The sequence below is a fragment of the Paenibacillus sp. FSL P2-0121 genome, from assembly GCF_037975345.1.
Lineage (GTDB): Bacteria > Bacillota > Bacilli > Paenibacillales > Paenibacillaceae > Paenibacillus_AQ > Paenibacillus_AQ odorifer.
In genome coordinates this window covers 4,314,802-4,327,056 of the sequence record NZ_CP150245.1, presented here as the reverse complement: position 1 = coordinate 4,327,056, position 12,255 = coordinate 4,314,802, and the positions used below count along the sequence as shown (strand labels likewise).

The 12,255-nt window shown below is 43.7% G+C and carries 14 protein-coding genes; all 14 read left to right on the top strand.

What is annotated here, in order from left to right; translation table 11 throughout:
• Positions 1-2: 2 nt before the first annotated feature.
• The 14 genes from hslV to MKY54_RS19075 all read left to right on the top strand — a co-directional run bounded on the left by hslV (position 3) and on the right by MKY54_RS19075 (position 12,189).
• Entirely contained in the window at positions 3-545 is a 543-nt protein-coding gene (hslV, locus tag MKY54_RS19140) for an ATP-dependent protease subunit HslV (protein ID WP_036688562.1), read from the top strand.
• A gap of 33 nt (positions 546-578) precedes the next feature.
• Complete coding sequence (gene hslU, locus MKY54_RS19135; protein WP_248548840.1) at positions 579-1,979, top strand: ATP-dependent protease ATPase subunit HslU; 1,401 nt, start codon at positions 579-581, stop codon at positions 1,977-1,979.
• A 388-nt stretch (positions 1,980-2,367) separates the two neighbouring features.
• Positions 2,368-2,775: a flagellar basal body rod protein FlgB gene (gene flgB / locus MKY54_RS19130; protein ID WP_036688558.1), complete on the top strand. Its 408-nt coding sequence runs from the start codon at positions 2,368-2,370 to the stop codon at positions 2,773-2,775.
• A gap of 6 nt (positions 2,776-2,781) precedes the next feature.
• Positions 2,782-3,228: a flagellar basal body rod protein FlgC gene (flgC, locus tag MKY54_RS19125; protein WP_076307721.1), complete on the top strand. Its 447-nt coding sequence runs from the start codon at positions 2,782-2,784 to the stop codon at positions 3,226-3,228.
• 33 nt (positions 3,229-3,261) lie between these two features.
• The gene (gene fliE, locus MKY54_RS19120; RefSeq protein WP_036688553.1) at positions 3,262-3,573 is read left to right on the top strand and encodes a flagellar hook-basal body complex protein FliE; all 312 of its coding nucleotides are present in this window, start codon (positions 3,262-3,264) and stop codon (positions 3,571-3,573) included.
• Between the two features lie 34 nt (positions 3,574-3,607).
• Positions 3,608-5,194 carry a flagellar basal-body MS-ring/collar protein FliF gene (gene fliF, locus MKY54_RS19115; RefSeq protein ID WP_076182681.1) on the top strand — a complete coding sequence of 529 codons (1,587 nt, stop codon included), beginning with the start codon at positions 3,608-3,610 and terminating at the stop codon, positions 5,192-5,194.
• A 4-nt stretch (positions 5,195-5,198) separates the two neighbouring features.
• Positions 5,199-6,215 (top strand): flagellar motor switch protein FliG, encoded by a 1,017-nt coding sequence (gene fliG / locus MKY54_RS19110; RefSeq protein WP_036688550.1) that lies wholly within the window; start codon positions 5,199-5,201, stop codon positions 6,213-6,215.
• On the top strand, positions 6,208-7,056 hold the full coding sequence (locus MKY54_RS19105) for a FliH/SctL family protein (RefSeq protein WP_036688548.1): 849 nt from the start codon (positions 6,208-6,210) through the stop codon (positions 7,054-7,056). Before fliG ends, MKY54_RS19105 begins: the two co-directional genes overlap by 8 nt.
• Positions 7,037-8,362, top strand: a complete 1,326-nt coding sequence (gene fliI, locus MKY54_RS19100; RefSeq protein ID WP_235219563.1) for a flagellar protein export ATPase FliI — start codon at positions 7,037-7,039, stop codon at positions 8,360-8,362. Before MKY54_RS19105 ends, fliI begins: the two co-directional genes overlap by 20 nt.
• Positions 8,363-8,371: 9 nt before the next feature.
• Positions 8,372-8,815: a flagellar export protein FliJ gene (gene fliJ, locus MKY54_RS19095; protein WP_036688544.1), complete on the top strand. Its 444-nt coding sequence runs from the start codon at positions 8,372-8,374 to the stop codon at positions 8,813-8,815.
• A 39-nt stretch (positions 8,816-8,854) separates the two neighbouring features.
• Positions 8,855-9,772 (top strand): kinesin, encoded by a 918-nt coding sequence (locus MKY54_RS19090; protein WP_076127908.1) that lies wholly within the window; start codon positions 8,855-8,857, stop codon positions 9,770-9,772.
• A gap of 24 nt (positions 9,773-9,796) precedes the next feature.
• Positions 9,797-11,278, top strand: a complete 1,482-nt coding sequence (locus MKY54_RS19085) for a flagellar hook-length control protein FliK (RefSeq protein WP_339187563.1) — start codon at positions 9,797-9,799, stop codon at positions 11,276-11,278.
• Between the two features lie 33 nt (positions 11,279-11,311).
• Positions 11,312-11,809, top strand: a complete 498-nt coding sequence (locus MKY54_RS19080; protein WP_036688543.1) for a flagellar hook capping FlgD N-terminal domain-containing protein — start codon at positions 11,312-11,314, stop codon at positions 11,807-11,809.
• Positions 11,806-12,189 carry a TIGR02530 family flagellar biosynthesis protein gene (locus MKY54_RS19075; protein ID WP_036688541.1) on the top strand — a complete coding sequence of 128 codons (384 nt, stop codon included), beginning with the start codon at positions 11,806-11,808 and terminating at the stop codon, positions 12,187-12,189. Before MKY54_RS19080 ends, MKY54_RS19075 begins: the two co-directional genes overlap by 4 nt.
• Positions 12,190-12,255: the final 66 nt, after the last annotated feature.

Here is a 12,255-nt window from a genome sequence, read left to right as displayed (position 1 = left end):
TCATGGTACCCAGCTTTCATGCGACTACAATTTGTGCTGTAAGACATAACGGACAGGCAGCTATAGCAGGTGATGGACAGGTTACATTCGGAGAGAGTGTTATTATGAAGACGACGGCCAGAAAAGTCCGTCGCCTGTACAGAGGACAAGTAATAGCAGGCTTTGCGGGGTCCGTTGCGGATGCTATAACCCTATTCGAAAAATTCGAGGGCAAGCTGGAGGAGCATCATGGGAACCTGCAGCGGGCTGCAGTTGAATTAGCGAAGGACTGGCGTCAAGATCGTATTCTTCGGAAGCTTGAAGCTTTGATGATTGTTATGGATAAGGAAGGAATGCTCCTGATCTCCGGAAATGGTGAAATTATCGAACCGGATGATGACGTTCTTGCGATTGGTTCCGGGGGTAACTTTGCGCTGGCTTCAGGTCGAGCACTCAAACGTCATGCACCCAATCTTTCCGCTGCGGATATTGCTAGAGAATCGCTTCAGGTAGCATCTGAAATTTGTGTGTACACTAATTCCAACATTATTGTTGAACAATTATAGACTCAGTGCCATAGAGACAAGGAGGAATTCACGATGGTGAATCAATCGCTTACACCCCGTCAAATTGTAGCCGAATTGGATAAATATATCGTAGGTCAGAAGCAAGCCAAGAAATCGGTAGCTGTTGCGCTCCGTAATCGGTATCGGCGCAGTCTGCTAGCAGAGGAACTGCGTGATGAAGTCGTTCCTAAGAACATCTTGATGATCGGACCTACAGGTGTGGGTAAGACAGAGATCGCCCGGCGTCTAGCAAAGCTTGTTAATGCACCGTTCATCAAAGTGGAGGCCACTAAATTCACTGAGGTCGGTTATGTAGGTCGAGATGTGGAATCTATGGTTCGTGATTTGGTAGAGACTTCTATTCGTATGGTCAAGCTTGAGCGTACGGAGAAGGTTAAGGATCGTGCGGAAGAACTGGCTAATGAGCGGATCGTTTCTATATTGGTCCCTTCCTCTTCCAAAAATAAATCACAAAAGAATCCTTTCGAGATGATTTTTGGAGGGAATTCTGCCCAAGAGGACTCTAAAGAAGACACTGAGCAGGATGGAAGCCTAAGTGAACGCCGCCGTGGGGTTAGATTTAAGCTGTTAGCTGGTCAGCTGGAAGATGACATCATTGAAATTGATGTTGAGGATACAGCGCCAACTATGCTGGATATGTTTGCAGGTCAAGGAAACGACCAGATGGGTATGAATATGCAAGAGATGTTCGGCAGTTTACTGCCTAAGCGGACGAAGAAACGTAAGCTTCCTATTCGGGAAGCGCGCAAGGTACTCATTCAGGATGAGGCGGCCAAGCTGATAGATATGGATGATGTGATCCAGGAATCCGTGACTCGGGCTGAACAATCAGGCATTATTTTTATTGATGAAATCGATAAAGTAGCGAGTCAGGGAAAAGGGTCTGGACCGGATGTGTCGCGTGAAGGCGTGCAACGGGATATTTTGCCGATTGTAGAGGGCTCGACCATTATGACGAAATACGGTCCTGTGAAGACAGACTATGTACTCTTTATGGCTGCCGGAGCTTTCCATATTGCTAAGCCTTCAGATTTGATTCCTGAACTTCAAGGTCGTTTTCCGATTCGCGTAGAGCTGAGTAGTCTAACGTTAGAGGATTTCGTTTCTATTTTGACGGAACCAGAGAATGCTTTAACTAAACAATATGTGAATCTGCTTAAAACAGAAAATTTAGAAGTGGAATTCCAGAAGGATGCTATACATGAGATCGCCAAAATAGCGGCTTCAGTGAATCAAAATATGGAGAATATAGGTGCACGGCGTCTTCATACTATTTTGGAGAAGCTGTTAGAGGATCTTTCTTTTGAAGCGCCTGAGCTGACTTTAGAAAAAATGGTTATTACCCCGGAGTATGTGCGCGAGAAATTGGCAAGTATAGCTCAGGATCGTGATTTAAGTCAGTATATTCTTTAAAGCGACAAAAAAACAAAAAATCTATGTATTTTGAATTTGGGCATAACGGATTAGATAAATTACAAATTGGTGTCGTGAAAACGTAAAATTATGTCAAAACATGCAATTAAAAAGAAAAAAATGAGTTGAAAATGTAAATAAATAGTAATAAAGTGCTAAAAGCCCTGTCTTTTCTAAAAAGATAGGGCTTATTTCTTATTGTAATAATATACAAATTAAATGAAAATCAATGTATGTGAAAATGCTAAGTGTTATTCATTGCGACAGCGTTCGACGGAATACCGTAAATTTAGAGTATTTTTTTCTTTATTTGTCGAAAGCAAGCAGGTTTTTTGATGGAAGTTGTGGAATTCTTTTCATTATGATAGCTTTGAAAGGAGGAATTGTCTTGGGATTGCTGAATAGTGTCAGTTTTCAACGATTGCAGGGAGGCATTGATGCTGCCTATAAACGACAAAATGCTCTAGCAAATAATGTGGCTAATCAAGATACGCCCAATTTCAAACGTTCTGATGTTTCATTCGAAAGTATCCTGCAACAACAGGAAAGTGGAATCCAATCTACACTTAGAGCGAAAGTTTCGGATACCCGGCATTATCAATTTGGCAGCAACACAATTGTTCCCGCTGCTGTTGAAAATACTGATGAAACTACCTCTATGAACAATAACGACAACAATGTGGATGTAGATCGCGAAATGGCGTTAAGCGCAGAGAACCAGCTTAGGTATAGTTCTTATGTTGAACAGATTAACAGTCAGATTTCGATGATGCGAGCCGTAATTCAAGGAGGATAAGAGAGTATGAACTTTGGTAGTAGTTTTGGGATCAGCGCATCTGCATTAACGGCTCAACGGTTGCGGATGGATGTAATTTCTTCCAACGTAGCCAATGCTGAAACTACAAGAGCATCCGTGGTGGATGGCAAGGCTGTTCCTTACCGACGTAAGTTGGTTGTTTTGGAAACGAACGAAAGTAATAAATTCTCGAATATACTAAATTCGAAAATGAACAATAGCAATGAAGGGGTTAAGGTGCAGTCGATCATAGAAGACTCTTCACCATTGAAGCCGGTGTACAATCCGAGCCATCCCGATGCGGATGCTGACGGATATGTCTATATGCCAAACGTAGACATTACCAAAGAAATGGTTGATATGTTATCTGCATCTCGCTCTTATGATGCCAATGTTACGATGCTTAATGCATCCAAAGCTATGGTAAGCAAGGCACTCGAAATTGGTAGATAAATGAATGTTAATTAACTTAAGGGGGGGAAACAGTTGATACAGAATATATCTAATGGGGTTCAGGCTGTACAGCAGCTTGCAATGAAACCGACATCTTCCGAAGTTTCATCCACTCCTGCTAATTCGATGGAGAGCTTTGGCTCTTATCTTGAGGATGCGCTCAATAAAGTGGCTGATCAGGAACAACAAGCTAAGGATATGAGTAATAAATTTGTATTGGGAGAAGTGAACATTGACGAAGTGATGATTTCTTCCCAACAGGCTCTACTGAGTTTACAGTTGACTACACAAGTCCGGAACAAAGTGATTGAAGCCTATCAAGAAATTATGAGAACTCAAATATAATAAATCCTAGCTTAGTTTCGGATGGGGTGACACTGTGAATGAAAGATTTGCCCAATATCGGGAGAAGGTTCTCTTGTATTGGAACAGATTTAGTGGTAAACAGAAGATTTTATTCTTTTCAACATTGTTTATCATTCTAATAATAATCGTAGTTATGACCATGCAGCTTTCAAAAACAGAATATGAAGTAGCATTTCAAGATTTGGACAGTACGGATTCGGCTGGAGTAATGAAGGCCTTAGATTCAGCAGGTGTTTCATACCGATTAAGTCAAGATGGAAAGAGTATTTCTGTACCTAGTACAGAAGCAGCTCGGGTCAAGGTGGATATCGGTTCTCAGGGGATTGTTCAAGGTGGCTCTATCGGATATAAAGTCTTTGACGAAAATTCGTCAATGATAGGTACAACAGATAGCGAGTTTAACGTGAAGTACAATAATGCATTAAACGGTGAAGTTGAACAGTTAATGAGACGTATGCAAGGGATTAAAGATGCAAAAGTGCTGATTAATTTGCCTAAAGAGACAGTTTTTGCCTCGCAGGCTGATCAGGAGCAGGCATCTGCATCCGTTGTGCTTTCATTTGATCCAGGATTTAGACCTACCCAAGACAATATTGACGGGTATTTCAATCTTGTGAAAACTGCTGTGCCTAATTTACCAATTGACAACATTACCATTGCAAATAATGAAATTGAATTAATGCCAACAGCTAAAGGTGGACAGGCTGGTGTCACAAACCAAGTTGAAGAAAACTTCGCTCTTCAGAAGAAATTCGAAGAAGAAGTAAAGAAAAATGTGAAACAATTCCTTAGCACTCTTACCGGTCCTGATAAAGTGGATGTTCTTGTGTTCTCAAAGTTGAACTTTGACAAGGAAAACCGGAAGGAAGATCTTGTTACCCCTGTGGATACAGAGAACATGAGGGGGATTGAGATCAGTTCACAAATAATTAGTAATTCGTATTCGGGTCAAGGTAACACGACTGGCGGAGTGGCTGGCACTGGTTCTCAAGATGTTACGGGCTATCCTTCTAATGCGGGTGCGGATACTTCTACCTCGGAGGAATCTTCGGAAACGAGGAACTTCGAAGTTAACCGAATTACTAAAGATGTTATTGCTAGTCCGTATACTGTTAAAGACTTAACCATAAATGTTGCAGTTGAACCACCTTCAGGAGAAAAAAGTTTAGATGATGCAACATCAGCTGCAATTCAAAATATTTTGGTGAATATTGTTCGCGCTTCTCTTGCAGATTCAGGTACTACATATACAGACGCTGATTTGACCAAAAAGGTTTCGGTCTACTCGCAACAATTTGGTGGCACCGATGCCAACACCGTTAAAGGTGGTCTTGCTTCTTGGATGATATGGGCTATCGGAGCAGCAGCATTGCTGGTTGGAGCAGGTGGAGGATATCTAATCTACCGGAGTCGTAAACAGACTGTGGAAGAGGAAGATGAAGACATTCCATTGCAGGTTCCTACTGAATTTCCTTCTATTAACTTGGAGAGCGTGACGAATGAAAGTCAAGTTCGTAAGCAATTGGAAAGTTTGGCCAAGAAGAAGCCAGACGAATTCGTAAATCTGCTGCGTACATGGCTTGCAGACGAACAGAGGTGAACTAATGGCAAAGGCTAGCCAGCAGGGACTTAGTGGCCGTCAAAAAGCTGCGATCCTGCTTATCACACTAGGGCCCGAGGTATCGGCGCAAATTTTCAAACATTTAAGAGACGAGGAGATTGAACAGCTGACTCTTGAAATTGCTAATGTTCGCAAAGTGGACAGCGGTGAAAAAGAGTCGATCATGTCTGAATTCCATCAGATATGCCTCGCCCAGGAATATATATCACAAGGCGGTATTAACTACGCTAAAGAAATTCTGGAGAAAGCGCTTGGATCAACAAAAGCAATGGAGGTCATTAATCGTCTGACTGCAACATTGCAAGTAAGACCTTTCGATTTTGCACGAAAAGCGGATCCTAATCAGATTCTCAACTTTATTCAGAATGAAAATGTACAGACTATTGCACTTGTATTGTCTTATCTGCAATTTGAACAAGCTGCTGCAATCCTTTCCTCGCTTCCTCAAGAGAAGCAGGCAGAGGTGGCTAGAAGAATTGCTGTGATGGACAGTACCTCTCCAGAGGTAATTACGCAAATTGAACGTGTGCTGGAGCAGAAGCTTTCCGCTACAGTAACCCAGGATTATACAAATGCCGGTGGTATCGAATCAATTGTACAAATCTTGAATGGGGTTGACCGGGGGACAGAACGTACGATTCTGGATTCTCTCGAAATTCAAGATCCAGAGCTTGCCGAAGAGATCAAAAAACGGATGTTCGTATTCGAAGATATTGTTAATGTGGATAATCGTTCAATACAGCGCATTGTTCGTGATATCGATAATGCGGATTTACAGCTTGCACTCAAGGTTGCCAGCGAAGAAGTACGGGATGTTATTTTCAGAAATATGTCCAAGCGTATGGCAGAAACGTTCCGAGAAGAAATGGAATACATGGGTCCTGTGCGGCTGCGTGATGTTGAAGAAGCACAGACTCGTATTGTAGGCACGATCCGCAGACTCGAAGAGTCTGGTGAAATTATCATCGCTCGTGGCGGAGGAGATGACATCATTGTCTAAGCTGATCAAACACTCCCAGTATGTTCCGGTTGATGTCTTTAAGAGACTGGAACAGGCCCGGCAATATGCGGGCCTAACTGAGGAGCCCGTTCCCGAGGAGACTTTAAGCGAGACTGACTATCATGATCCCGCACGTGAAGAGGCAGAAGAGACGCGTAAGCAAATGCTTAAGGACGCTCAGGATTTTGCTGAAGAGCAGGTTCGGAATGCATCTCTTGAAGCGGAACAGATTGTAGAGTCCTCGAAAGCGGAGGCTGAAGAGTGGTGGAAACAACGGCGTGAGCAGGATGAACATCTGATCGAAGCTATCAAAGCTGAAGCTCATCAGCAAGGTTATGAGGAAGGTGTTTCTCAGGCTGAGGAAGAGATGAAGCATAAGATCGCAGAGATGATGGAAGAAGCGCGTGCTGTTTTGACTGAGGCGTATAAAGCAAGAGAAGTGATTATTCAGGAAGCAGAGCCTTTTTTAGTAGAGTTAAGCTGTGATATTGCAGAGAAAATTGTGGACAAGCAGTTAACGGTAGAACCACAATTCGCAATGGACTTAATTCGCAAAAATCTGGCTCGTAAGCGAGAACAGGGTTTGATCTCACTTTGTGTATCCCCAGCGCAGTTCGCTTTTGTGAATGCTGCTCGGGAAGAATTATCACTAGCTGTTGATTCACAGGCTGAACTGCAAATCTTGCCCGACTCAACGGTAAAAGACCAAGGATGTGTTATCCGCTCTTCCTTTGGCAGCATTGATGCTCGAATCGACACTCAGCTCGCAGAGATCAAGAAAGAGCTGGTAAGAATTGCGCTGGACACCGATGAGCAGAGAAATGGGGAAGACGATGCTTAATAGCAACCGTTATAAGGAGCAACTTCGTAATCTCGATCCGGTGAGGATCAATGGGAAAGTGACGCAGGTAATCGGTCTAATGGTTGAATCGGAAGGTCCTGACGCAAGTATAGGTGATGTATGCTACATCTACCCTTCTAAAGGAAACAAACCGCTGCAAGCTGAGGTCGTTGGTTTCCGTGATAACAAGGTACTATTGATGCCACTTGGTGAACTGCAGGCGATTGGACCTGGTTGTGATGTAGTGGGCACTGGTAAGCCGCTTAGCGTGCAAGTAGGTTCTGAATTGTTAGGAAAAGTACTGGATGGTCTGGGGCAGCCGCTTGATGGCTCTCTCATTCCAGCACGAATGCCACATAGCTCTACCTTTAATATTCCTTCCAATCCACTTAATAGACCGCGGGTGCAGGAACCCATCAGTATTGGTGTGAGAGCGATTGACGGTTTGCTAACGATTGGCAAGGGACAGCGGGTCGGTATTTTTGCTGGCTCGGGGGTCGGCAAGAGTACTTTGATGGGGATGATTGCCCGGAATACATCGGCTGACGTAAATGTTATTGCTCTGATTGGTGAGCGTGGCAGAGAAGTATTGGATTTCATTGAACGGGATTTGGGACCAGAGGGCTTGCAGCGATCCGTAGTAATTGTTGCTACCTCAGACCAACCTGCATTGATTCGCATAAAAGGTGCGCTTATCGCTACAACGATTGCCGAGTATTTCCGCGATCGTGGCCTTAATGTAATGCTGATGATGGATTCGGTCACCCGTTATGCCATGGCCCAACGTGAAGTTGGACTTGCAGTTGGAGAGCCGCCAGCCATGCGGGGATATACACCTTCGGTGTTTGCCAGCTTACCCAAACTGCTGGAACGTGCCGGTACAGGTCCTACAGGCTCTATAACAGCCTTTTACACGGTACTGGTTGATGGTGATGACATGAACGAGCCAATCGCAGATGCAGTCCGAGGGATACTTGACGGACATATCGTACTCAATCGAAATATTGCTAACAAAGGACATTTTCCAGCAATAGATGTTCTTTCCAGCATAAGTCGAGTAATGAAGGATATTGCTCCAGAAGAACAGATTGCAGCAGCGGAGAATGTGAAGCGCCTTATGGCCGTTTACAAGGATTCAGAGGATTTGATTAATATTGGAGCTTATCAGAGAGGCTCTAATGCTCAAATCGACGAGTCGATGGAGTTTATCGACAGTATATGGGATTTCACCAAACAAAAGGTGAATGAAAAAGTTACGCTGGCTGAAGTTCAACAGTCTTTAATTTCACAGTTCTCAAGGAGTTGATTCGGTATTATGAGGTTTCATTATACTTTTCAAAAAGTCGTTGACTTGAAGGGCAATGAGAAGACACAGGCAGAATGGATGCTCTCAAGCGCGCTTGGAGAATTGCAGGCACAGGAAAGAAGCCTGGATGAACTCATCTTTCAGCGGAGTGCTATCATGCTATCCTTACAAAATGCCGCAGAGCAAAAGACACCTATGATTAAGATTCGTGAAATGCAGGAGTATGTGGAATATCTGGATAAATGCATTGCCCGTAAGCATACGGACATTAGCCGTGCACATCAAGAAGTCCAGAAGAAACAAGATCAGTTAAGCACTAAGGTTTTAGATGAAAAAGTATGGTTGAAGGCAAAAGACAAGGCTGAGACACTGTTTCAGCAAAGTATGATTTTACGGGAACAAAACGAACTGGATGAGATGGCAACCGTCCGCTTCGCGATGAAATCCCTCTAACCCGGGAGGTTTCCGCTAGTGGCTAATATTGATAATGATATGGAACTTGAAAATGAAGGGTCAGCGGGGAAATTTGAGCGGTTCTTATTCTTAATGATACCGATTATCTTCACGCTAGTACTGCTTGGAGTACTGTTGACGCTTTTTAATATGGACATTCGTAATAATGTGCTTGAAGTTGCGAATAAAATTCCTATCCTGGAAAAATGGGTTCCTGATCCGCCTGCAGATCCTTCTAAACCGAAGGAAGAAAGCAAAAAGCAGGAAGTGAGCTCAGCGACAACGATTAAGGAGCTTAAAGCTCAGCTCGCCCAGCAGGAAGAAAACCTGAAGAAGGTTACAGATGAAAAAACAGCCCAGGATACCAAGGTTCAGGCGCTAGAGTCACAGATTGAGGGTATGAAGAAGGAAGCTGAAACCGCAGAGGCAAGCACAGAAGAAACTGAAGATCCTTATCAGAAACAGGTTTCTGATTTGGCTAAGCTGTATGCGGGCATGAAAGCTTCGAAGGCTGCACCGATCATGGAGAATTTAACTACAGAAGAAATGGTACAGATCTTCAGTGTCATGAATAAAGCGAGTAAAACTGCGATTTTGGAAAAAATGGATCCGCAAAAGGCTGCAGATGTAACGATTAAGTTAAAAGAAACCACATCTTCGAGTGACATGGCGATCGCAGCCCTTCAATCTAGATTGAAGAAAGATGCCGGCACAACAGCAACAGCAACAACCAGTAAGAATTTGGATAAGGAAAAGTTGAATCAGACCTTCAGCTCAATGACTCCTGCTAATGCAGCATCGTTACTAGGAGAAATGTACAAGATTAGCCCTGATAAGGTCGTGACGATTATGAATACCGTAAGTGATAGTGTTCGTTCATCTATTTTGGGAGAAATGACTAAAAATGATAGCGCGCAAACTGCGAAAATTGTTAATCGTCTGATGGGTGCTAAATAGATAGGGAAAGGAGGTGAAAAATAAATGAGTTTAGTCGTTCAATCGCTTGTGAGTGCAAACGCAACTGCAGTAAATGGGAGTTCATCGACTACAACGGGCACAACAACGACGAGTGCACCATTTGCTCAAACCCTGGTACAAACCATGGGAGGCAATGCCAACACCCCGTCGACTCCAGCTGAACCCCTATTGGGAAATCTAGCTTCTTTGCTGCAAGGCCTGTTAAAGGAAGTGCAGCCGACTGGAGAAGAGCAAGCAGGGCAAGACGCTCAGAAGGGTGAGCTCCTTGAAAAACTTGCTGCTGATGTTGAGAAACTGGATGAAAGTATCAGTAGTGATCCAGCTCTGTTGGTAGCCTTGCAAGCTTGGATTCTTCAGGTATCTGCACTTCTATCTGGAAGCCATGCTGCAGAGAATGGTACTACTACAACGGAAGCAGAAGTGGCTGGAAGCTTGTCACTATTGGCACAGAATGCTGATACATTAAGATTTGCAGTTCAAGATGACTTGCAAAGTTTAGTTTCTATGATTCAAGAAGCTGCAGTAAGTGGCAATGAGGAAGTTGCAACTAAGGGAATCAGTTTATTGAATAATTTCACAGCGCTTTTAGAAGAGTCCTCCTCTAACACTAATAAGGGGAAGGGAAAGACCAGCAATGTGAGTATTAATTCTGATTCTTCCTTACAACAGCCCGTTATTACTGAAAGCAAAAATAACCAAACGGATAAAACAATTCAGAATGTGAGCAGTCGTTCCGGAGAAGCTGTTGTAGTGAAAAATGATACGGTTGTAAGCTCGCCTGTGACATCAGGAACTGTGCAAGAAGCTGAAGCAGAGACTGCGAACACACCGTTAATCAAGACAGGCGTAACCGGGGAAACGAAGACAACAGAATCTGCTCAAGATTCCCCGCTAGGAATTACAGCTAACGAAGGGGATCATGAGGTTGTTACTGCGGGGCAGTTATCTCTGCGCGGAGGAATTACAGCACCGCTGAAGGCTGAAGTGCCAGCAGCGCCTGTTCCGGTTCAGCAATTTGCTCAAGAAATGACAGGTTTCATTACAGGCAAATTAGAGATTGTGCAAAAAGGTGGGATCGCTGAAGCGACTATATCCCTTTTTCCAGAAAATCTCGGACAAGTTGATGTTAAGATCACCATGCAAAATGGTCATTTAGTTGCCCAGTTCATGACTGAACATACCGGCGCTAAAGATATGCTGGAACAACAAATGAACCAGCTTCGCGCTGCATTGCAATCTCAAGGTCTTCAAGTGGAGAAGCTGGAAGTTACGCAAAATAATACCCCACTCAATTCGCAATGGGGGCAGGAAGGACGCCAACCTAATTCCGGAAGTGGACAGCAGGGTAGACGTTCCAAAGAAAGCAGAGAGGAAGCCAGTGATGCTGTTCTAGCCGCAGAGCTGAATGGTGAATGGAAGGACTGGGTTTCAAACGCGGGACAAGAAGATCAGTCCCAAGGTGGATCTTTTTCTGCTAAGGCTTAACTTTAATAACAAAGGAAAGAGAGGTGAGTGGTTATGGCGACAACAGTTCCGGTCTCTACTAAAGATCAGTGGAATTATACAACTCCCGACTCTAGTGCACGCACAACGGGTAATTCTACTTTAGGTAAGGATCAGTTTTTGAAGATTTTGATTACTCAGCTGCAAAATCAAGATCCGATGCAACCGATGGAAGATAAAGAATTTATTGCGCAAATGGCCCAGTTTACATCCGTGGAGCAATTGATGAATATCTCTACTCAGCTTAATGCTATGAATCAGTCCCTTGGATCTGTATCCGGGTTGATTGGTAAAGATATTACTTGGACAGACACCGCCACAAAGCTGCCTAAGACAGGTAATGTTGAATCTATCGTTGTTAGCAATGGTATTCAATATGCGGTTGTGGGAAAAGACAGAATTGCTTTAACCGATATTACACAAATTCAGAATGCCGCAGCAACACCAGAAAGCGGTTCTGGTACAGATAGTAATACTCCGGAGAATAGCGGAGGAAGCGGGGCGAGCATATGAGTGACAGGCTTACTATAGGCCAACTGTATCCTGCGTCCCTGCATTCTACAACGTTACAACGATCTTCGCTGCCTAAGCAGTCTGTGGCGGGGGAAGCTTCTTTTGAGAGTTTACTGCAACAGAAACTATTAAAATTCAGCAATCATGCTGCTAAGCGCCTAGAACAAAGAGGGATAGAGCTTGGAAGCGGTCAGCTAGATCAAATTTCATCTGCTGTGGACAAAGCTGCTGCTAAGGGAAGTAAAGAATCCTTGATATTAATGAAGGATTTGGCGTTTATCGTTAGCGTTCCTAATCGCACAGTAGTTACTGCTATGGATGGTAACTCGATCAAAGATAATGTATTTACACAAATCGATAGTGCAATAGTGATTTCATAATAGGCTGGTCCTAACGGAAAGCCGAGGCGGCCGCTGACCGACTGACGCGGTCCCAATTCACTTGGA